The sequence below is a fragment of the Streptomyces sp. A 4/2 genome (assembly GCF_940670765.1).
Lineage (GTDB): Bacteria > Actinomycetota > Actinomycetes > Streptomycetales > Streptomycetaceae > Streptomyces.
In genome coordinates this window covers 208,450-229,010 of the sequence record NZ_CALNVW010000016.1, presented here as the reverse complement: position 1 = coordinate 229,010, position 20,561 = coordinate 208,450, and the positions used below count along the sequence as shown (strand labels likewise).

Sequence of the window (20,561 nt, the reverse complement as noted above, 5' to 3'; positions counted from 1 at the left end):
GCCGCCGGTCCCGCCGTGCGCGGCCGGCGTGGCCGGGAGGGCCACGGCACGGTTCAAGGGGCGTGGCCAAAAAGATGCCCTATGCATGAACTTGGGGTTCCCCCGTGCGTGAACGGAGTACTACCGTCCGCGACAGGAAGTTACTTTAGTTAAGTAACGCACCTGCTCAAGTCCTGCCAGCCCCAGTCCCCTGGAGGAACGACGTGCAGATCGCCGTGGACACCGACAAGTGCTGTGCTGCCGGCCAGTGCGTACTCGCCGCCCCCGAAGTATTCGATCAGCGTGACGAGGACGGGATCGTGGTGGTGCTGAACGCCACGCCGCCCGCCGACCAGCACGCGGCAGTGGAAGAGGCCGCGCAGATCTGTCCGGCCGCTGCGATCACCCTCACCTGATCCGGCCCCGCACCCCCCACCGTGACCCACCGTGGAAGGACAACGATGACCGAGGTCCCCACCGCAGCACCCGCCTTCACCACCCGTCGCGCCTCCGGGTGTCCGTTCGACCCGCCTCCCGAGATGTCCCGGCTGCAGGAAGCGGAGCCTTTGTCCCGCGTCACCCTGTGGAACGGGGAGCAGGCCTGGTTCGTGACACGTCACGCCGATCAGGTCGCGCTGCTGCGGGACGAGCGCATCAGCGCGGACAACCAGCGGCCGAACTATCCGAGCGTGAGCGCGGGCAACGAGGCCACCCGCGCGCACAACCGCACGTTCATCACGATGGACGAGCCGGAACACAACGAGCAGCGCAAACGGTTCACCGGCGACTTCACCATCAAGCGCACCCAAGCACTGCGGGTACGCGTCGAGCGCATCATCGACGACCTGCTCGACGCCATGGAGAAGGCGGGCCCCCCGGCCGATCTGGTCACCTCCTTCGCCCTGCCGCTTCCCTCGCTGGTGATCTGCGAACTGCTCGGTGTCCCGTACGAGGACCACGGGTTCTTCCAGCGGGCCAGCTCCGTCATCATCGACACGCGCAGCTCCGTGCCGGACGCCCTCGCCGCCTCCCAGGAACTGGTCGAGTACCTGGGCGACCTGGTCGAGTCGAAAGCCAAGAATCCCGGGGACGACCTGCTCAGCCGACTGGCCGCGCAGTATCTGGTGACCGGGCAGAGCACCCGCGACGAGTGCGCCAAGCAGGCCCGGCTGCTGCTGGTGGCCGGACACGAGACGACGGCCAACATGATCGCCCTCGGTACCTGCGCGCTGCTCCAGAACCCCGAGCAGCTGGCAGCCGTTCGCGACGGCAGCCCCGAGCGCGTCGCGGGCGCGGTCGAGGAACTGCTGCGATACCTGTCCATCACCCACATGGGACGGCGGCGGGTCGCCGCTCAGGACATCGAGATCGGCGGACAGACCATCAAGGCGGGCGACGCGGTCATCTGCGCCAACGACATCGCCAACCGGGACCCGGAGGTCTTCGACGAGCCGGACAGGCTGAACATCGACCGGCAGGCCCGCCGCCACCTCGCCTTCGGCTCCGGTCCGCACCAGTGCCTGGGCCAGAACCTCGCCCGGATCGAGCTCCAGCTCGCCTACCCCGCACTCCTGCGGCGGCTGCCCGGACTCCGGCTGGCCCGCCCGCTGGAAGAGATTTCCTTCCGTACCGACATGGCCGTGTACGGCGTCCACGAGCTGCCAGTCGTCTGGTGAACCGCCCGGTGCCGCGGATCGCCCGCCACCGGGGGACCGCGGCACCGGCTTGCCGCACATCCTGACGCGTCACTGCATACCCTCTCCTTATGCGGAAGGAGGAGAATTGGGTACGGGGAGAAACGCGACAGGAGACAACGATGAAGCGAAGCCGCTACACCCTTGATCGTGGTCTCACCACGCGCATGGTGACCACCATGTTTCTCATCGGCCTGCTGTACGTCGTACTGGTCGGCGTGCTGCTGGTTCTGTTGCGTGGTGCCTGGCCGGCCATTCTGATCATCGCGGGTGTGCTCTTCGTCGCGCAATTCTGGTTCAGCGACAAGATCGCGGCTCTGAGCATGGGGGCGCGGGAAGTCACCGCCGAGGAGGCGCCGGAACTGCACGGCGCGGTCGACCGTATCTGCGCGCTGGCCGATATGGAGAAACCACGGGTGGCGATCGCCCGGAGTGACATTCCGAACGCTTTCGCGACCGGCCGCAGCGAACGCACGGCACTCGTCTGCGCCACCACCGGACTGATGCGCAGACTGGAGCCCGAAGAGCTGGAAGGCGTGCTGGCCCACGAGATGTCGCACGTCGCCCACCGTGACGCCGCGGTCATGACCATCGCCTCGTTCCTCGGTGTGCTCGCCGGTCTGATCACCAGGATCACCCTGTGGAGCGGCCTCGCCCGGGGCAGCCGCAACGCCGGTCCGCTCGGTATCGCGATCCTGCTGGTCCCGCTGGCCAGCGCCGTGGTGTACGCGCTCAGCTTCCTGCTGACCCGGCTGCTCTCCCGCTACCGGGAACTCTCCGCCGACCGGGCCGCCGCACTGCTCACCGGCCGCCCCTCGGCGCTCGCGTCGGCGCTCACCAAGGTGAACGGCCAGATGGCGCGGATCCCGACGGAGGACCTGCGGCAGGCCGAGCCGTACAACGCCTTCTACTTCATGCCGGCCTTCTCCTCGAAGGAGAGCCTGGGCCGCCTGTTCTCCTCGCACCCGACGCTCGAACAGCGCCTGGACCAGCTCGCCCGCATCTCCACCGAACTCTCCCGCGGGGGTGACGGCGCACCGCGGTGACGACCCGCTCCGTGCCGTGCCGCTGACCGCGGCCCCCTGAACCTGAACCGCCTGGACCGTAGGAGTACGACTCGTGGGCCTTCTCGACAGCATCCTCGGCCGGAGCAAGCCGGTCCGCCCCGATCTGGATCAGCTCTTCGCCCTGCCGTCCGCCGCGCTCACCCTGCAAGCGGGTGCCGGATTCACACCCACCGGGCTGGGTTCGGTCTGCTTCGCGGGCGTCGAGGGCGGGGGCTTCGCCCGGATCAAACAGGACGTGGAGGAACTGCTCGACGCCGACACCGGGCGGGGCGGCTCCCCGGTGCGGTTCAGTAACGACTCGTACGGCTACACCTGGCTGCTCGCCCAGCAGGATCCCGACGACACGGCAGCTCTCGTCAACGACCTGCACGCGGTCAACACGCTCCTGGAGGACGGCGGATTCGGCCCGCAGCTCCTCTGCTCGCTGCTCGCCTTCAAGGACGCCGACGAGCGGCCCCTGGCCCTTGTCTACCTCTACAAACGAGGCACGTTCTTCCCGTTCGCACCTGTACCGGGCGGCGGCGAGAAGCGGGACAGCCAGCGAGAACTCCAGGTCAGAGCGGTACTGGGTGACGATCTCCGGATCGAACCCGACCTCGCGCGGTGGTTCCCCGTATGGGGGGCACCCGGCCTGTAGCAGTCAACCCGTTGCCGAGGCCTCCGGGTTTTCGGTACGCGTCAGCTGCGCCACCAGCGGTCCTTGCGGGGCTTACGGTGCCGGGGCGCCGACGACGGCGCCGGAGCCGGAGCCGGAGCCGGAGCCGGGGCCGATGGCGGTTCGGCAGGCGCCGACGGGGCCGCGTCACCACGCCGTTCCGTGTCGGTCGGCGGACGGAGACCTTCGGTGGAATAGCCGGTGGTCGCAATGGCGTCCACCAATTGCTGTTCGGTGAAATCCTCCGAGCCTTCGATATGCGGCACGAAACCCACGAGCATTCCGTCGCTGAGTACCTGCGCATCGAGCCCCGCAGCACCATCGGTGTCCCAGACCGCCTCGATGTTCCAGTCGATCACGACACGCACACCGAATTGATAGACACCCACCTCGGCCACATGAGCCATCACCCCACGGGCGCGCAGTGCCGATACCAGACGAGTGGCACGTTCCGAATTCATGGGCGATACGGCCTCCCTGTGCCGCGATTCCCGCAAGGGAAGCGGCCTCGGCCGACAGGTGATTCCCGTCCTTGGTTCCACTGTATTCCTCGTGCGGTATTGCCGCGCTCAGCGGAGCGGGGGCGGCAGTACCGCCGGATTCAGACGTGGAAGGGGACGGTCGTCACCACGATCTTCGGCAGGGGACGCAGCGCGCGCCGCAGCCGCCCGCCGAGCGGGCTGTGCAGCAGGCGGTGCCGCCAGTGGCGCACCACGATCTCCGGGAGGATGACCGTGATGGTCAGGTCCGGACGCTGGTGGTGCAGCGACCCGATGTAGCCGATCAGCGGGGCCACGGTCGCGCGGTACGGGGAGATGACGATCCGCAGGGGCAGATGGTCCCCCCAGAGATGCCAGGCCTCACGGAAGCGCTCGGCGTCCTCGTCGCTGGCGCTGACGTGCAGAGCGAGGACCGGCTGCTGGAGGGAGGCGGCGTAGGCGAGCGCACGCATGCTCGCCTGGTGCAGTGCGTCGATCAGTACGACGGACAGATGGCTGATCTCCTCCGGCGAGTCCTCGGACTCACCGTTCTCCTCCCCGGACCCGGACGGGCCTGTCGCAGGTGGGGGTACGGGCGGAGCGGCCGGAGGCGCGTCACAGGAGCGCGGCGAGATCGAACGGCTCGGGATCTCGATCGTCTGCGTGTGCAGCCGCAGCGCCGCGGTCACCATGTCGTAGTGACGCCGGATCCTCGTCGTCACCAGCAGGAACAGCCCCACGGCGACAAGGGCGAGCCATGCCCCGGCGGTGAACTTGGTGATCCCGGCGGTGACGAAGACGATGGCGGAGAGCAGGGCGCCGGTGGCGTTGAAGCACAGACTCTTGCGCCAGTGCTTGGCGCGGCTGCGCCACCAGTGCACGACCATGCCGCTCTGGGACAGCGTGAACGCGAGGAAGACCCCGACGGCGTACAGCGGAATCAGCGAAGCCGTCAGACCGCTGAACGCGATGTAGACCACGGCCGCCGCCAGCGACAGCACGATGACCCCGTTGCTGAACGCCAGCCGGTCACCGAGCCGCAGGAAGACCCGGGGCGCGTGGTTGTCGCGCGCCAGCAGGAAGAGCACCCGCGGAAAGTCGTTGTACGCGGTGTTCGCCGCGAGCAGGAGCACCAGCGCGGTCGCCGTCTGGGTGAACACGTACATCCCGCCCGATCCGAAGCTGTGGTGGGCGAGCTGCGACAGCACGGTCTCCTTCGACTCCGGGAGGACCCCGTTCAGATGGGCGATGGCGACGGTTCCGGCGAACAGCGCGATCAGGAGCCCGATCATCCAGGTCAGGGTGGTGCGCGCGTTGCGCCAGGTGACGGGCTGGAACACGGGTACAGCGTTGGAGATCGCCTCGATACCGGTCATGGCGGTCGACCCGGAGGCGAAGGCCCGCATGACCAGCAGCAGACCGGCTCCTTCGACCGCGTGCGAGGGTGGGGTCGGAAGTGAAGTGAAGCCGCGCCCGGCCGCCTGGTGCAGGCCGACGGCCATCATCGCCAGGACGGCGATGATGAAGGCGTACGTCGGCGCGGCGAACAACGCGCCTGCCTGCCGGACCCCGCGCAGGTTCCCGGCGAGCAGGACGGCGATGACCAGCACGCCGATCGGGACGATGTCCCCGGAGAGCTGCGGGAGCGCCGAGGTGACGGCCGCGGTCCCGGACGAGATGGAGACGGCGACGGTCAGGATGTAGTCGGTCATCAGACCGGCCGCGGCCACCAGCCCGGGGATCCGCCCGAGGTTGTCGGTGGCGACGATGTAGGAACCACCGCCCTTCGGGTACGCACGGATCGTCTGGCGGTACGACACCCCGACGGCCAGCATCAGGAACACGATCGCCAGGGACACCGGCAGCGAGTAGGAGAGCCCCGCGCTGCCGCCCAGCACCAGCACCGCCAGCAGCGCCTCGGGACCGTACGCCACCGACGACAACGCGTCCGCCGAGAGGACCGGCAGCGCCACCAGTTTGCGCATCCGCTCCCGCGCGAGGGCCGTGCTCCGCAGTGGCGCCCCCAGCACCGCACGTCGGACGCGAGCCCCGATGCCGGCCTTCCGGCCCGAGTCCTCCCAGCTCACCTCCAGTTCACGGGGTTGCGCACCGGAAGGCTGCCCGAGGAGCGGCGCCACGGGGACGATACGGCCGAAGCGGGCCGGTACGACCTGCGCGGGCTCCGGGTAGCTGCCGACATCGGGGTCGACGGGCAGGGCGCGGCGCCAGGCGTCGGGCGCCGCGGACACCCGCCCCCACTCGTACCCGACCACCCGCAGCAGCCTGGACTGTTCCTCGCTGAGCTTCGGTACGGAGACGATCGAGCTGGAGGCGGTGTCCGGGCCGTTCTGACCGTTCCGGCTGCTCCGGCCCGCTGGGTTTTCGCCTTTTTTTCCGTTCACGACTGCGAAACCCTTCGGACGGCCCGGCCACCCGTGTCACCTGCCCCGGCGGCACACGGGCAGGAACGCTGATCACCACCGGAGTTGACGTACGTACTGAACAACCCCGGGGCGTACGCCGGGTGTTCGCGCGAGGAGCCTCCCGACGGGACCGGTGCCGCGGACGGCGCGGAGGGCAGCCCGACGGTGGTGATGGTCATCGGTTTGTCGGTCACCGCGATCAGATAGAAGCGGGAGCGGGGCAGTGCACGGAAGCCGCCCGGTGGCCGCACGACGTACGTGGCGGAGGCATGCGGGCCGAGCGTGGCCGGGCCCGAGCGGATGCTCCACCAACTGGAGGCGCCCTGGCCGGTCCGGCTGGCGAAGTGGGGACGGAGCGCGGTCCCGGTGGTGTTCACGGCCCGGACGAGCACCGAGGTGATTCCCCGGTGGGGCCGGTCGGTGAGCCGGGGAGTGACGGTCATCCGCAGCGGCGGCGCGCTCGCCGCCGCCACCGTGAAGCACAGCAGGGACGGAACCAGCAGCCCGACAGCCAGGGTGGCTTTGACCCGGCGGCTGCGCAGCCGGGGAATCCGCGGCTGCCAGGCGGTGGCCAGTGCGGTGGCGGGCACGGTGGCGGCTGCCGCCAGCCACAGCGGTGTCATCAACAGGAAGTAGCCGTCCTGCGAACGCGTGGCGAGATAGAAGGACAGCCACGGCATGACGGTGAGGGCGGGACCCAGCCGCCGGACGAAGAGAACCGTGGCGGTGAGCAGCCCGAGGAACAGCAGCAGGCTCGCGTACGAGTAGAAGTCCAGATGGCGACTGCCGTCGGTGAAGTAGTACGTCAGGCCCATGGCGCCCTGGCCGTGCAGGATCGCCCCCTGCGTGATGGGCAGGAAGGACCCCTCCAGCCAGTCGTGGAAGTCCTGAGCGGCGAAGTACGCGTTGACCAGCAGCCAGACCAGGGCGGCGATGCCGGCATAGCGGGCGATCAGGGCGAGCGCGGCGCGCCCGCCCAGCTCCCCCCGGCGCACGGCGTGGATGCCGACCAGCAGGAACGGGACCAGGAACCAGGCGAGTTGCTGGCTTGCGCAGGCCGCGCCGAGGCAGACGGCGCGCAGCACTCCGTACCGCCCGAGGCGTCCGCCCGCCCCCGTGTCGGGCCAGCGGACCACTGTCGGGACGAGGAAGGCGAGCGCGAGGACGGCCGGGTAGCCGGAGCGCGCGTAACCGGGCAGCAGACCGAATCCGAGACAGACCGCGGTGGCCGACGACCGCCACGGCGCCGGGAGCAGCCACCACAGTGTGACCGTCCCGACGAGCAGCGCGGCGGTGGTCACCAGGGTCGCGGCAGCCGTGGTGTGCACGAAGGCATGCACCGGCGCGGTGAGCAGGGCGGTCAGTGGCGGATAGGCGTACGTGTAGTCGACGCCACCGGACATCGTCTTGGTGACGCCGACGCTCGATGTGCCGAAGAGCCACGGCCAGGGCTGACCGTAGACGGGCTGACCGTGCAGGATCGCCTTCGCGGCCTGCGCGGTGAGTACGCCTTCGTCCGAGCCCGCGTGGTCCAGCCAGTAGTGGCCGAGCACCAGCACGATCGCCAGGACCAGCACGCCCAGGTCCACTCCGGCCAGGGCGCGGCGTCCGCGTACGGCCAGGGCCAGGACACCGCACACCAGGATCCCGGCGTAGCAGACGGTGACGATCGCGGCGAGCGGCGGGTGGGACGCGGTCGCCTGCGTCCAGAGGGCGCGGGTACCGATGAACAGGCTGGTGACGGCGATCAGGGTCAGGCCCCGGTGCCACTGCGGTGGCGCGGCGTCGGGCAGCCGATCGCGCTGCTCCGCCCGGACCGGCACGGTGACGAGCCGACGGGTTCCGGTACGCCTGGGACGGGTGGGCAGGGAGTCGTCCATGCAGCTTCCTTCTTGGTGAACCCGACCCGGAAAGTAACTAACGCCATCGCGTGGACAGACGTGGCTGCCGTGAGGTCTCGTGCTCGGAAGGCTATGGCCGAGGTCTGCGGGCGGGCGGCCAAGCCCGCCCGGCAGACGGCCGTGTCGTCGCGGCATACCGCCGGACGGTGGATCTCTGCACCGGCCGAGAACCGCCCCACTAGTTACGACTGCTTGATAAGCCTATCGTTAGTAATTGTGGATGGGGTTGAGGAGTCGGAAGCAGCGGACGACGCCGCCCGCACCGGAGCGGCGGTCCGGCTGGCCGTGGCCCGCATCGCACGGAGGCTGCGACAGACCCACGCCGTGGGCGACGTGACCCTTTCGGAGGTGTCCGTACTGGCCAGGCTGAGCCGCGACGGCGCGGATTCCCCCGGCTCGCTCGCCGAACTGGAACGGGTGCGCCCACAGGCCATGGCGTCCACTCTGGCCGCACTTGAGGAGCGCGGCCTGGTGAGCCGCCGGCAGGATCCCGCCGACCGCAGACGCGCGGTGATGACGGTCACCGACGCGGGCCGCAGCGTGCTGCGGGAACGGCGCTCGGAATCCGTCCAGCGCCTCACCGAAGTCCTCGACGAGGAGTTCACCCCCGCCGAGCGGCGACGACTGCTCGCGGTCGTACCGCTGCTCGAACGCCTGGCGGAGCGGCTGTGATGGCCGCGCGACGCCGCGGGAACGCTGCCCGGCGGAGCGGCGACGCCGCGGTCGGTGAGCGTTACAAATGGGTCGCGCTCTCCAACACCACGCTCGGTGTGCTGATCGCGACCATGGACGCGTCGATCGTGATCATCTCCCTCCCGGCCATCTTCCGCGGGATCGGTCTCGACCCGCTCGCCCCGGGCAACATCGGCTACCTGCTCTGGATGATCCTGGGCTATCTGCTGGTCTCCGCGGTGCTGGTGGTCGTGCTCGGCCGGCTCGGCGACATGTTCGGCCGGGTCCGGATGTACAACATGGGCTTCGCGATCTTCGCCTGCGCCTCGCTCGCCCTCTCGCTCGACCCGCTGAAAGGCGGCCCCGGCGCGCTGTGGCTGATCGGCTTCCGCATCGTGCAGGCCGTCGGCGGGTCGATGCTGACCGCGAACTCCGCAGCCATCCTCACCGACGCCTTCCCCGCCGAGCAGCGCGGCATGGCCCTGGGCGTCAACCAGATCACCGCGCTGGCCGGACAGTTCCTCGGGCTGCTCGCGGGTGGGCTGCTGGCCACCATCGACTGGCGTGCGGTGTTCTGGATCAGCGTGCCGATCGGGGTGTTCGGCACGATCTGGTCGTACCGCAGTCTGCGCGAGACCGGTTCCCGCAAGCCGGGGCGCATCGACTGGGCGGGCAACCTCACCTTCACCGCGGGCGCGGGCATCCTGCTCGCCGCCATCACGTACGGGATCCAGCCCTACGGCGGCCATCCGACGGGCTGGACCAACCCCTGGGTGCTCGGCGGGCTCGGTGGGGGAGTGCTGCTGCTCGTGGCCTTCTGTCTCGTCGAGACCCGGGTCGCCGAACCGATGTTCCAGCTCGGCCTGTTCCGCATCCGCGCCTTCGCCGCCGGGAACCTGGCCGCGCTGCTCACCGCGATTGCCCGTGGCGGGCTCCAGTTCATGCTGATCATCTGGTTGCAGGGGATCTGGCTGCCCCTGCGCGGATACGACTTCGAACAGACGCCGCTGTGGGCCGGCATCTTCATGCTGCCGCTGACCGTCGGATTTCTCATCGCCGGGCCGATGTCCGGCATCCTGTCGGACCGTTACGGCGCGCGGCTGTTCTCCACCACCGGGCTCGCGCTGGTGGCCGCCGCTTTCGTCGGTCTGCTGATCCTGCCGGTGAACTTCTCGTACCTCTACTTCGCGGCGCTGCTGCTGCTCAGCGGGATCGGGCAGGGAATGTTCTCCGCCCCGAACACCTCCGCGATCATGGGCAGTGTCCCGCCGGAACAGCGCGGGGTGGCGTCCGGCATGCGCGCGACGTTCCAGAACTCGGGTACGGCGCTGTCGATCGGCCTGTCGTTCTCGCTGATGATCTCCGGTCTCGCCGGAACGCTTCCGCACACGCTGAGCAGTGGTCTGCAGGGACAGGGGGTACCCGCAGGTACGGCTGAAAAGGTGGCGGGGCTGCCTCCGGTGAGCACGCTGTTCGCGACGTTCCTCGGTAAGAACCCGATCAGTCAACTGCTCGGTCCCAGCGGCGTGTTGGACAGACTCCCCGAGTCCGCGGCGCGCACCCTGACCGGGACCCGGTTCTTCCCCGAACTGGTCTCGGGCCCGTTCCACCACGGCCTCGTCACCGTCTTCAGCGCTGCCGCGGCCATGGCGGTGGTGGCCGCGCTCGCCTCGGCGCTGCGCGGCCGTCGTCCCACCAGCCCCGTCGGCCCCACCAACTCCAGCGACCCGACCGGTGCGAGCAGCCGGCCCGACGTCAGCAGCCCCGGCGGCTCCAGTGACCAGGAAGAGAACATCACGAAGAGCGCACTCCTCGTGATGGACGTCCAGCAGGGCATCGTGGAACGGTTCGGCGAGGACCCCGCGTATCTGTCGCGGCTGCGGGAGGTGATCGACGCGGCGCGGACGGGTGGCCTCCCCGTGGTCTACGTGGTTGTCGGATTCCGTACCGGACACCCCGAGATCACCTCCCGCAACAAGAACTTCGGCGCACTCCCGGGCAGCCAGAGCGCCCTGCACGGCGGGGGCTTCGCCGAAGGCGATCCGGCCGCCCGGATCCATCCCGATGTGGCACCGCAGCCGGGGGACGTCGTCGTCACGAAGAAACGCGTCAGCGCGTTCGCGGGCAGCGACCTCGACATGGTGCTGAGGGCGGGCGGCATCGACAGCCTCGTCCTCACCGGCATCGCCACCAGCGGTGTGGTGCTCTCCACGCTGCGCCAGGCCGCTGACCTCGACTTCGTTCTCACGGTGCTGGAGGACTGCTGTCTGGACGCCGACCCCGAGGTGCACCGGGTGCTCACCGGGAAGGTGTTCCCCCGGCAGGCGGATGTCCTCACCGCCGACGCATGGGTGCGTGCTGCCGGGAAGTGAGACCGCCTGCCGGATCCGTGACCCGTCCGGCAGGTGAAGACGCCCCTGGCCGTGGCCGCCGATCGAGTCCCGTCAGAGACCCCAGCGCGACCCGTCCTCAGGGGGAAGCCAGGTCTGCGCGGACTTGCCCGGCGCGAGGTGGTCGACCACATCGGCCAGTTCCTCGCAGGCCCGCTCGATCCTGAGGCGGATGTTCCGCTGCTCGGTGACGACGGCGGCCAGGAGCAGCGAGGTCAGTGCCACCGATCCGTTGAGCACCGCGACGTTGATCATCGCCTCGAACAGGGTGAGGTTGTCGAAGGGCCCCAGCCGGTGGGTGGCGGACACGACCGCCAGCACGGTGACCAGCAGCGCACTGGGAGCGCTTCCGGCGAGCTGGAAGCGCAGGGCCGCCCAGATCAGCAGCGGAAAGACCGTGAAGAGCAAGGTGAGGTGACTCCGGGTCGCCAGCGGAGCGACGACCGCGACCGCAAGGGTCAGCGCGATGGCCTCGGCCCACCGGTCGGAAGCCCGGGGCCACCGCACCCTGCGCAGTACCAGGAGCAGCGGGGTGACGACGAGCACGCCCATGGCGTCCCCCACCCACCAGGCGAACCAGACCGGCCAGTAGCCGCCCTCCGGGAGCTTGTCCTCGAACAGCAGCACGGTGGTCCCGGTCGTCGCGCTGATGAGCATCCCGCCGAGCGCCCCTACGAAGACCAGGACGGTGCCGTCCCGCAGATGGGCCAGGTCCGTACGGAAGCCGACCCGGCGGAGCATGACGAAGGCGAGGACCGGAGCCAGGGTGTTGCCCGCGATGATGGTGAGGTCGCCGCGGTCGAAGACGTCTCCGGTCGCGGTGATCACGAGCAGGGCGCCGAGCGCGATCCCCGGCCACATCCGGGTGCCCCAGAGCAATAGGCTGCCCAGCGCGATTCCGGTGGGAGGCCACAGCGGTGTGACGGTCGCGCCGCGCACGGTGACCCGGCTCAGCAGGCCGAGCCGCCCGGACCCGTAGTACACGGCGGCGACGGCCAGGACCCGCAGTACGGTCACGGTCGTACGTCTGGTTGTCTCGCTCCGGATCACGCAGCTCATCAGACACCGCGCCCGAGGTCCGGGCCGGACATGACACGCGCGGGCGGGCGAAGGCCGTCACCCGCCGCCGGGCGCGGCGTCGTGGCGCAGGACGAGAACGGCGGCGTCGTCCTGATGCCCGGTGAGCGCCGCGGTCAGGATGACCGCGTCTGCCAGTTCGTCGGCCTCGTCGGCGGCGTGCGAGGCCACCTTGCGCATCACGTTCTCCAGACCGTCCTCGATCGAGAAGGACGGCCCCTCGATCACCCCGTCGGTGAAGAGCACGAACGCGCCCGCCTGCCTCAGCTTCCGCCGGGTGACGGGGTACGACTGGTCCGCCTGGATACCGAGCGGCAGACCCCCGGCGTCCTCCGCGACGACCGCCCGTCCGTCGACCGAGGCCCAGACCGAGGGGACGTGTCCGGCTCGGGCGGAGTCCAGTTCCCAGGTGACCGGGTCGAAACGCAGAAAGGTACAGGTGGCGAAGAGCGCGGAGTCCGCGGACAGCAGCAGGTTGTTGGTCCGGCCCATGATCTTGCCCGGATCCGCCGTGGTGGTGGCCACGGCACGCATACCGATACGGATCTGCCCCATGAACGCGGCGGCCTCGACGTCATGGCCCTGTACGTCCCCGATGGCGTAGCCGAAGGATCCGTCCGGCAGCGGGAACCCGTCGTACCAGTCACCGCCGATGTCCAGACCGCTGCGCGCGGGGCTGTAGCGAGCCGCCGCCCGGAGGCCGGGGGGCGAGGGGAGGGTACGCGTGAGCATGCCGCGCTGCAGGGCCTCGGCCAGCTCGACCCGTGCCTGGTGCAGTTCCACCTCCCGCCGCGCCTGGGCGGTGAGCTGCTGCAGCGTGGTGAGGAGCTCGTCGGCGCTTGCTGCGCTGGAGGGACGACGCCGGTTCATGTGCCGCTCCGCGGTGCGTTCGTGCCCGGGCTGCGGCGGACAGGGCCTGCCCGCCGCGGAGCAGGCTGTGCGGGCAGTCGATCGGGTCCTTCCTCTCCGGCGACCACGGCCCGCACCGTGTGGAAGAGATAAGAACCATCTTATTTCCGGGGCGCGCTTTGTGCAGGACGCGTCAGGGCGGCCGGAAGCGCGGGGCCGGGCCGTCCCTCGTGACAACGGCATGGCAACGCCTCGTGACAACGACATGGCAGCGTCTTGTGACAACGGCCCCGGCGATCCGATCGCCGGGGCGCGCTGCCGTTCCGGCCCGTGCGGTGGGCCGGTCCGGGTGCGGCGGCGGGTCAGGCCGTGGTGAGGGTGAGGCCGTACCTGCTCAGGATCTCGTTGACCGGCTGGAACCAGGTCTCGCCCCCGCCGGTGCAGTCGCCCCAGCCGCCCGAGGTGACACCCTGGGCCTGGTCACCACTGATGAAGGAGCCGCCCGAGTCGCCCGGCTCGGCGCAGACGTTGGTCCTGGTCAGCTGACTGACCGCGCCCTGGCTGTAGTTCACGGTCTCGTCGGTGGCCAGGACGTTCCCGCAGTGCCAGTGCGACGTGGAGCCGGAGCGGCAGATCGAGGCCCCGATGGGCGCCTCCGCGGAGCCGCGGACCAGCTGGTCGGAGACCGTGCCCCAGCCGAGGACCACCGGAACCGTCCACCAGCCGTTGCCGACGCCGACCCAGGCGTAGTCGTCTCCTGGGAACGACGAACCCTGGAACGTACCTATGGCCGAGCCGTCCCAGCCGCTGACCGCCGCGCCCGGCTGCGCGCAGTGGCCCGCGGTGACGAAACCGCCGTTGACGGAGAAGCCGATGGAGCAGCGGACGTTGCCCGTGTAGTACGGATCTCCGCCCACCGTGCCCGCGGACAGGGTCTTCGCCGCCTCGGGGGCGAGCTCCACCGAGACGGGTCCGGTCTTCCTGGCGCGTGCGACAAAAGCTTGGACATCGTTGTCATTCTTTGCTGAAGCGACGATGTCCACGACGACCCGGCTGGCCTCGGGGTCCACGTGCCAGCTGTTGACGCCCGCCGGCGCGGTGCCTCTGTCCATCTGCTTCTTGGTCGCGTCGAGTTGGCGGGCGCTGTGCGCCACCTGTTCGACGGCCGCGCCGGTCGCCCGTACGGCGTCCGCCTTCGTGGAGTCGGTGAGGGCGACCGTCAGTTTCCCGGTGGCCGCGTCGAACCAGGAGCCGCCGTACGAGGAGCCTGCGGCGCGACGCGCCTTCGGCTGGACGGAGGTTGCGGTCTTCTCTGCGGTCAGGCGGGTCAGGGCCTGGCTCTTCGTCAGGCCCAGATCGTGCTGCATGGCCGAGAGCAGACCGTCGGAGGCCGGCCTCGCGGCGGAGGGGGCGGAGTGATCGGCTGCGGAGGCCGGGGCGAGTCCGACGGTCGCCCAGGTTCCCAGAACGAGGAGTGCGGACAGGGCGGTGCGGGTGAGCGTGCTGCGTCTCAAGGGTCTGGCCCTTCTGTTGTTCCAGCATCGTGGGGGTGGAACAGCAGGCGTCCGTGAACGCTTTCGAGTGAGAGCGCTCTCAGAGTGTGCCGCAGCGGAGCGTAGCCCACACCGGTTGGGCAGGTCCATGCCAATGACTGTCCCGCCGTCGGGATCCGGCCGAATTCGCGAGCCGACGGGCGCCCGATTTCTTTCGTCCCGGTTTTCGTGAGCGCCCAGGCAGGGGCGAGTGGGGGCATTGCTCGCCATATCGAACGCAATGCGAGGGTCGGATGTCCGCCAGGAGGGGTGCAACGGACCGGCCGACGGGGTCGTCGCACGTTCGGCCGTGTAGCGTCTCACTCAGCTGTCGTGGTTCCGAAGTACCTCTCGCCCGTGCGTACATGCACGGGCGGGTCTGCTGTTCGGCGTCTCCGAGGACCAGGGCGATCACCTCCGGCTCCCGCGCGGTGCGGGAACCGACTTCGAGTCCCCTTGGAGGGCAATCATGGCCAGTGGCACCGTTAAGTGGTTCAACGCGGAAAAGGGTTTCGGCTTCATTGAGCAGGATGGTGGGGGCCCGGACGTCTTCGCCCACTACTCCAACATCAACGCTCAGGGTTTCCGCGAGCTGCAGGAGGGTCAGAAGGTGAACTTCGACATCACGCAGGGTCAGAAGGGCCCGCAGGCGGAGAACATCACCGCGGCCTGATCCGGCGGTTCGCGCCCGCCCCCGGCTTCCGGCCGGGGGCGGGCGCTGTCGTTTCAGGATCTTCACGCGGTGTTCGTACGCCGAAGCCGTACCGGGGCGGAACGAACCCCGCCGCCACCCCGCTCCCACCCCGTCGCCACGAGCCGTTCCGGGGAATGGGCCGCGCGGGTGCGCCCGGCGGGCGCGCTGTCCTTTTTGTGTGGATGATCTGCTGGATGCCCGCAGTTCGTGCTGCTGCGGAGCCACCGGAGTCACCGCACCCAGGAGGAGCCCGATGAGCCACGCCGCTACCTCCGGGACGCACATCATCACCACCGAGGTTCCCGCACGGCTGGACCGGCTGCCCTGGTCCCGCTGGCACTGGATGATCGTGATCGGTCTCGGGACCGTCTGGATCCTGGACGGCCTCGAAGTCACCGTCGTGGGCAACATCGCCAGCAGGCTCTCCGAGAGCGGCAGCGGGCTCTCCATCACCGACTCCCAGGTGACGGGCCTCGGCGCCGCCCTCTACGTGGCGGGCGCGTGTTCCGGCGCACTGGTCTTCGGCTGGCTCACCGACCGCTTCGGCCGCAAGAAACTCTTCCTCGTCACGCTCGCCGTCTACCTCGCGGCGACCGCGATGACAGCCCTGTCCTTCTCGGCGTGGTGGTTCTTCCTCTTCCGGTTCCTCACCGGTTTCGGGATCGGTGGCGAGTACGCGGCCATCAACTCGGCCATCGACGAACTGATCCCCGGTAAGTACCGCGGCCGGGTCGACCTGATCATCAACGGCAGTTACTGGCTCGGTGCGATGGGCGGTGCGCTGCTCTCCGTCCTGGCGCTCGACACCGGCATCTTCCCCGAGAACATCGGCTGGCGGCTCACCTTCGCACTCGGCGTCGTCCTCGGCCTGGTGATCCTGCTGGTCCGCCGGCACGTGCCGGAGAGCCCGCGGTGGATGTTCATCCACGGCAGGTCCGACGGCGCGAACGCGATCGTGGACGGCGTGGAGCGGGAGATCGAGCAGGAGAAGGGCATCGAACTGCCGGAAGCGGGGCGGTCCATCACCATCGAACAGCGGACGAGCGTCAGCTTCGTGGAGATCGGCAGGACCCTCTTCCGCTCGTATCCCAAGCGCGCCACACTCGGCTTCTCCCTCTTCATCGGACAGGCGTTCCTCTACAACGCCATCACCTTCGGGTTCAGTTCGATCCTGGTGAAGTTCTTCGGTGTGTCCAGCGGTACGACCGGCTATTTCTTCGCTGTCATCGCATTCGGGAACTTCCTCGGACCCCTGCTGCTCGGCAGGCTCTTCGACACCGTCGGGCGCAAGAAGATGATCTCGGGGACGTACATCCTCTCCGGGTTGCTGCTCTTCGTCACCGCTTGGGTGTTCGACCAGGGCTGGCTCGACGCCACCACGATGACGGTGTGCTGGTGCGGTGTGCTGTTCTTCGCGTCGGCCGGTGCCAGTTCGGCCTACCTGACGGTGAGTGAGATCTTCCCGATGGAGACCCGCGCCATGGCGATCGCGCTGTTCTACGCACTCGGCACCGCGGCGGGCGGGATCTCGGGGCCGCTGGTCTTCTCCGGTCTCACGTCGAGCGGTGTGGTCGGCGACGCGGTCCTCGCGTTCTGCATCGGCGCCGCACTGATGGTCGCGGCGGGCCTGGTCGCCGTGGTGTTCGCCGTGGACGCCGAGGGCAGGTCGCTGGAGGACATCGCCGGACCACTCTCCGAACGGCCGCCCGCGCAGGCCGGTCCGCCGGACTCGCAGGCCGTATGACCGCCGAGAGGCCCGACCGTCGCGGCCGGGCGGTACCCCGATGACAGCCCCCAGGGAGGCGCCGGACATGAGCGATGAAGAGGCGCTGCGGACCTACCGTGGCAAACGGCATTTCGATACGACGTCGGAGCCCCGCGGTGAGACCGGCGGGTCCGGTGACGCCCCCTGTTTCGTGGTGCAGATCCATGACGCGCGCCGGATGCACTTCGACTTCCGGCTGGAGGTGGCAGGCGTACTGAAGTCCTGGGCCGTGCCGAAGGGCCCGTCGGCCGACCCGCGGGACAAGCGGCTCGCCGTACCGACCGAGGACCACCCGCTGGAGTACCGGGAGTTCGAGGGGGTGATCCCGCGCGGCGAGTACGGCGGCGGCACCGTCATCGTGTGGGACGAGGGCACCTACCGCCCGCTCAGCCACGACCGCCGGGGCCGTGGCATCCCGTTCGCGGAGTCCCTGGAGCGCGGTCACGCCACCTTCTGGCTCGACGGGACCAAGCTGCACGGTGAGTACGCGCTCACCCGCTTCCACGGTGGCGCCGACAGCACCGACCCCGAGGCGTGGCTCCTGGTCAAGGCGAGGGAGAAAACCGGCAAGGAGAGGGGTGCCCCGGCCGAGGCCCGGGACGGCTCCACGTCGCACGGGACGGGCAAGGAACGGACCGGCGGGAGTGCGGGTCCGACGGATCCGCGCCGGGCCCGCTCGGTCCGTACCGGACGCACCCTGCAAGAGGTCGCCGACGGTGCGGCGGCGCAGGACGAGGAGCGCTGACGGCCGGTCACCGGTGGGGGCCGGGGTACGTGACCCGGCCCCCACACAGGATCAGTGCGGAAGGCTGCCCGGCGCGGTGGCCCAGGTGGTGTCGGGCCGGTCCGTCAGCCGGTAGGTGAGGCTGCCGCCCGAGGTGATCAGGGACGCGTCGGTCCAGGAACGGTCGCTGCCACGGCCGTTGACCGACAGGCCGCCGATGTAGCGGTGCGCGGAATCGGCGCCAGGAGCGCTGACCGTGATGTCACCCCGGCCCGCGCGGCTGATCACCGCCTTCGGGAACAGCGGTGCGCCCACGAGCATGGTGGCGCTGCCCGGGGTCTGCGGATACAGGCCGAGCGCCGAGAACACGTACCAGGCGGACATCGTGCCCAGGTCGTCGTTGCCCGGCAGGCCGGCCGGACCGGTGCCGTAGACGGTGTCGAGGATCTCCCGGACCGTGGCCTGGGTCTTCCACGGCTGGCCGAGCCCGTTGTAGAGCCACGGGGCGTGGATACCGGGCTCGTTGGTCGGGTCGTAGCGCAGGGCGTCACCGCCCTTGACCGACCAGGAGCCGTCCGCCCGGTGGAAGAATCCGTCCAGCCGCTGCGCCGCGGTCTCCCGCCCGCCCATCGCGCCGGCCAGGCCCTGGACATCCTGCGGGACCATCCAGCTGTAGGTCGCGCTGGTGCCCTGCGCGAAGCCGAGCTCGCTGCCGGGGCTGAAGGGCGTCACCCAGGAACCGTCGGTGTTGCGGGCCTGGATGTAACCGCCGTCCGCGGTGGCCTCCGGGTTGAAGACATTGCGCCACCAGCCGCCGCGTTCGGTGAAGTCGGCGGCCTCCTTCGTACGGCCGAGCAGCTGGGCCCACTTCGCGAGTGCGGAGTCGGCGACCGCGTCCTCCAGGGTCTCGGCCGCGCCGCCCCAGCAGTGGCAGGTGTCCTGGGGCGCGTAGTGCGAGGTCAAGTACTGTGCCAGGTTGGGGCGTTGTCCGGTGCACTGTCCGGGACACCCGGCGTCCGACAGATCGTCCGGCACCGGAACGGTGGCCTGGCGCACCAGCGAGTCGAAGGCGCCGCGGTAGTCGAAGTTGCGGACGCCCATGGCGTAGAAGGTGGCCAGCGTCGCCGCCGTGGGATCACCCGTCATGACGTGCGTGGCGCCGTTGATGTGCACCCAGCGGTCCCACACACCGCCGTTCTGGCGGGAGAAGTTGTACAGCGACTGCGCGAAGTCGCCGGCCACCTCCGGCTTCAGCGCGGCCAGCAGCTGGATCTGCGCACGGTACTGGTCCCAGCCCGAGAAGTTGCTGTACTGCGCCTGCTGGCCCCGGCCGATCCGGTGCGGCACGCCGTCCATGCCGGGGTAGCGGCCGTCGGTGTCACTGATCAGGCTCGGCTGCATCAGCGCGTGGTACAGCGCGGTGTAGAAGGCGGTGCGCTGTGCGGTGCTGCCGCCGCTGATCCGCACGGCGCGCAGTTCGCGGTCCCAGGCCGCGCGGGTGCGCTTCGCGACGTCGGCGGCGCTCGCACGCGGCACGATCTCCTTGCGGAGGTTGGTCTCGGCGCCCGCGAGGCTGACGTACGAGATGCCGAGACGCATCCTGACATCGTTGTCGGACGAGGTGTCGAAGCCGACCCAGCCGCCCGAACCGCGGCCCGCGCGGTCCGCCCCCGTCGCGTATCCCTCGCCGCCCGAACCCGTGACCGATCCGGGGGAGAGCGTTCCGTCCTTCCAGGTGCCCGTGGTGGAGAAGGCCCGGTCGAAGGAGGCGCTGAAGTAGAGCTTGTAGTAGCTCTTACGGTTGTTGGTACCCCCGTTGGCGCGTCGGCCGCAGAAGGCTCCGGTGAGCACCCAGCCGGTCACCTTGCGGTGCACGGTGTCGATGTCGACATGTGCGTCCTCGCTGCCGTTGAGCGAGTTGGAGACGCGGAAGAGCAGATTCGCGGGCTTGCCCGCGGGAAAGGCGAAATCGCCCACCCCGGCCCGCTCGCTCACGGCGAGATCGGCGGAGGCCCCGGAGGCGAGGCCGACCTGGTAGCGGCCCGGAGTGGCGCTCTCGTCCGCGTGGGTGAAGTCGGCGGCGTAGACGGCGTCCTTGGTGTCCGCCGAGGGCGAGGTGGTGACGTCCCCCACGAACGGCATGATCGGGATGTCTCCCGCGGCGCCGGGCGCGCATCCGGCGCCGTTGACATGGGTGAGGCTCAGGCCCCGCATCCGGGTCGTGTCGTACGAGTAGCCGTTGGCGGCGGCGGTGTTCGTCTGGTCGCCGGCCGTGCTGGTCGGGGACCAGCCGATCATTCCGTACGGCGCGTCGGCCCCCGGATAGGTGTTGCCGCCGTTCGCCGTGCCGATCAGCGGATCGACATAGGCGGTCGGGTGTGCCACGGCCGGTGCGGCCTCGGCCGCCGGTGCGAGCAGGGTGGCGGCCAGTGCGGCGGCCAGCCCGACGGCGGTCGCTGACGCCGCGGTTCTGCCGGGGGCGCGGGACGGTCTGAAGAGCATGGAGCGGAGCCTTCCGTGAAGCGAAGCGGAAGCGGGGGGCGTCGGAGATCTTAAGTCGCTTGTGCGGTACGGGAAATGACCCCTGAGGCCCATCCGGTGAACGACGGGTGAAGGGCGAGGCAGGGAGCGCGTGAGACGTCCGGCAGGGTTGTGCGGTC

The 20,561-nt window shown here is 69.8% G+C and carries 16 protein-coding genes and 1 pseudogene; 10 read left to right on the top strand and 7 right to left on the bottom strand.

The genetic code is table 11. The annotated features are described in order from the left end of the window. Window positions 1-203 precede the first annotated feature (203 nt). The 4 genes from NBY69_RS10610 (at window position 204) to NBY69_RS10595 (ending at window position 3,377) form a co-directional block, all read left to right on the top strand. Entirely contained in the window at window positions 204-395 is a 192-nt protein-coding gene (locus NBY69_RS10610) for a ferredoxin (RefSeq protein WP_250300318.1), read from the top strand. 45 nt (window positions 396-440) lie between these two features. After that, a complete protein-coding gene (locus tag NBY69_RS10605; RefSeq protein WP_250300316.1) occupies window positions 441-1,655 on the top strand; it encodes a cytochrome P450 in 1,215 nt (404 codons plus the stop codon). A gap of 140 nt (window positions 1,656-1,795) precedes the next feature. Beyond that, on the top strand, window positions 1,796-2,719 hold the full coding sequence (htpX, locus tag NBY69_RS10600; protein ID WP_250300314.1) for a zinc metalloprotease HtpX: 924 nt from the start codon (window positions 1,796-1,798) through the stop codon (window positions 2,717-2,719). A gap of 73 nt (window positions 2,720-2,792) precedes the next feature. Next, a complete protein-coding gene (locus NBY69_RS10595; protein WP_250300313.1) occupies window positions 2,793-3,377 on the top strand; it encodes a PspA-associated protein PspAB in 585 nt (194 codons plus the stop codon). A 41-nt stretch (window positions 3,378-3,418) separates the two neighbouring features. On the opposite strand, the gene NBY69_RS10590 is transcribed toward NBY69_RS10595, so the two are convergent. The 3 genes from NBY69_RS10590 to NBY69_RS10580 all read right to left on the bottom strand — a co-directional run bounded on the left by NBY69_RS10590 (window position 3,419) and on the right by NBY69_RS10580 (window position 8,177). Next, window positions 3,419-3,856, bottom strand: coding sequence for a hypothetical protein (locus NBY69_RS10590; protein ID WP_250300310.1), 438 nt, complete (start codon window positions 3,854-3,856; stop codon window positions 3,419-3,421). A gap of 140 nt (window positions 3,857-3,996) precedes the next feature. Then, a complete protein-coding gene (locus NBY69_RS10585) occupies window positions 3,997-5,859 on the bottom strand; it encodes an APC family permease (RefSeq protein ID WP_250300436.1) in 1,863 nt (620 codons plus the stop codon). 413 nt (window positions 5,860-6,272) lie between these two features. Continuing rightward, entirely contained in the window at window positions 6,273-8,177 is a 1,905-nt protein-coding gene (locus NBY69_RS10580) for a hypothetical protein (RefSeq protein ID WP_250300308.1), read from the bottom strand. Window positions 8,178-8,414: 237 nt separating this feature from the next. Between NBY69_RS10580 and NBY69_RS10575 the strand changes: the two genes are divergently transcribed. From NBY69_RS10575 to NBY69_RS10565, 3 genes and pseudogenes are all read left to right on the top strand, one after another. Further along, entirely contained in the window at window positions 8,415-8,870 is a 456-nt protein-coding gene (locus NBY69_RS10575) for a MarR family winged helix-turn-helix transcriptional regulator (RefSeq protein ID WP_250300307.1), read from the top strand. Continuing rightward, window positions 8,870-10,144 (top strand): annotated as a pseudogene (locus NBY69_RS10570) (MFS transporter); the annotation flags it as partial. The gene NBY69_RS10575 and the pseudogene NBY69_RS10570, both read left to right, overlap by 1 nt. Before the next feature lie 519 nt (window positions 10,145-10,663). After that, window positions 10,664-11,242 (top strand): cysteine hydrolase family protein, encoded by a 579-nt coding sequence (locus NBY69_RS10565; RefSeq protein ID WP_250300434.1) that lies wholly within the window; start codon window positions 10,664-10,666, stop codon window positions 11,240-11,242. A gap of 72 nt (window positions 11,243-11,314) precedes the next feature. Here NBY69_RS10565 and NBY69_RS10560 read toward each other — a convergent pair whose 3' ends face one another. The 3 genes from NBY69_RS10560 to NBY69_RS10550 form a co-directional block, all read right to left on the bottom strand. Continuing rightward, window positions 11,315-12,310: an MASE1 domain-containing protein gene (locus NBY69_RS10560; protein WP_250300306.1), complete on the bottom strand. Its 996-nt coding sequence runs from the start codon at window positions 12,308-12,310 to the stop codon at window positions 11,315-11,317. A 66-nt stretch (window positions 12,311-12,376) separates the two neighbouring features. Continuing rightward, window positions 12,377-13,207, bottom strand: coding sequence for a PP2C family protein-serine/threonine phosphatase (locus NBY69_RS10555; RefSeq protein ID WP_250300304.1), 831 nt, complete (start codon window positions 13,205-13,207; stop codon window positions 12,377-12,379). 341 nt (window positions 13,208-13,548) lie between these two features. Beyond that, the gene (locus tag NBY69_RS10550; protein ID WP_250300303.1) at window positions 13,549-14,700 is read right to left on the bottom strand and encodes a S1 family peptidase; all 1,152 of its coding nucleotides are present in this window, start codon (window positions 14,698-14,700) and stop codon (window positions 13,549-13,551) included. A 487-nt stretch (window positions 14,701-15,187) separates the two neighbouring features. On the opposite strand from NBY69_RS10550, the gene NBY69_RS10545 reads away from it, so the two are divergent. The 3 genes from NBY69_RS10545 (at window position 15,188) to NBY69_RS10535 (ending at window position 17,922) form a co-directional block, all read left to right on the top strand. After that, entirely contained in the window at window positions 15,188-15,391 is a 204-nt protein-coding gene (locus NBY69_RS10545; RefSeq protein ID WP_250300301.1) for a cold-shock protein, read from the top strand. A 274-nt stretch (window positions 15,392-15,665) separates the two neighbouring features. Beyond that, window positions 15,666-17,156, top strand: coding sequence for an MFS transporter (locus NBY69_RS10540; protein ID WP_250300299.1), 1,491 nt, complete (start codon window positions 15,666-15,668; stop codon window positions 17,154-17,156). Window positions 17,157-17,223: 67 nt separating this feature from the next. Continuing rightward, entirely contained in the window at window positions 17,224-17,922 is a 699-nt protein-coding gene (locus NBY69_RS10535) for a DNA polymerase ligase N-terminal domain-containing protein (RefSeq protein WP_250300297.1), read from the top strand. A 51-nt stretch (window positions 17,923-17,973) separates the two neighbouring features. Here NBY69_RS10535 and NBY69_RS10530 read toward each other — a convergent pair whose 3' ends face one another. Next, window positions 17,974-20,403, bottom strand: a complete 2,430-nt coding sequence (locus tag NBY69_RS10530) for a GH92 family glycosyl hydrolase (RefSeq protein ID WP_250300295.1) — start codon at window positions 20,401-20,403, stop codon at window positions 17,974-17,976. Window positions 20,404-20,561 lie beyond the last annotated feature (158 nt).

Excerpts from the sequence above, each read along its gene's own strand:
- NBY69_RS10545 (WP_250300301.1), top strand. The coding sequence starts at position 15,188 with ATGGCCAGTGGCACCGTTAAGTGGTTCAACGCGGAAAAGGGTTTCGGC.
- NBY69_RS10590 (WP_250300310.1), bottom strand. The coding sequence starts at position 3,856 with ATGAATTCGGAACGTGCCACTCGTCTGGTATCGGCACTGCGCGCCCGT.
- NBY69_RS10540 (WP_250300299.1), top strand. The coding sequence starts at position 15,666 with ATGAGCCACGCCGCTACCTCCGGGACGCACATCATCACCACCGAGGTT.
- htpX (WP_250300314.1), top strand. The coding sequence starts at position 1,796 with ATGAAGCGAAGCCGCTACACCCTTGATCGTGGTCTCACCACGCGCATG.
- NBY69_RS10585 (WP_250300436.1), bottom strand. The coding sequence starts at position 5,859 with ATGCGCAAACTGGTGGCGCTGCCGGTCCTCTCGGCGGACGCGTTGTCG.
- NBY69_RS10530 (WP_250300295.1), bottom strand. The coding sequence starts at position 20,403 with ATGCTCTTCAGACCGTCCCGCGCCCCCGGCAGAACCGCGGCGTCAGCG.
- NBY69_RS10605 (WP_250300316.1), top strand. The coding sequence starts at position 441 with ATGACCGAGGTCCCCACCGCAGCACCCGCCTTCACCACCCGTCGCGCC.
- NBY69_RS10535 (WP_250300297.1), top strand. The coding sequence starts at position 17,224 with ATGAGCGATGAAGAGGCGCTGCGGACCTACCGTGGCAAACGGCATTTC.
- NBY69_RS10555 (WP_250300304.1), bottom strand. The coding sequence starts at position 13,207 with ATGAACCGGCGTCGTCCCTCCAGCGCAGCAAGCGCCGACGAGCTCCTC.
- NBY69_RS10580 (WP_250300308.1), bottom strand. The coding sequence starts at position 8,177 with ATGGACGACTCCCTGCCCACCCGTCCCAGGCGTACCGGAACCCGTCGG.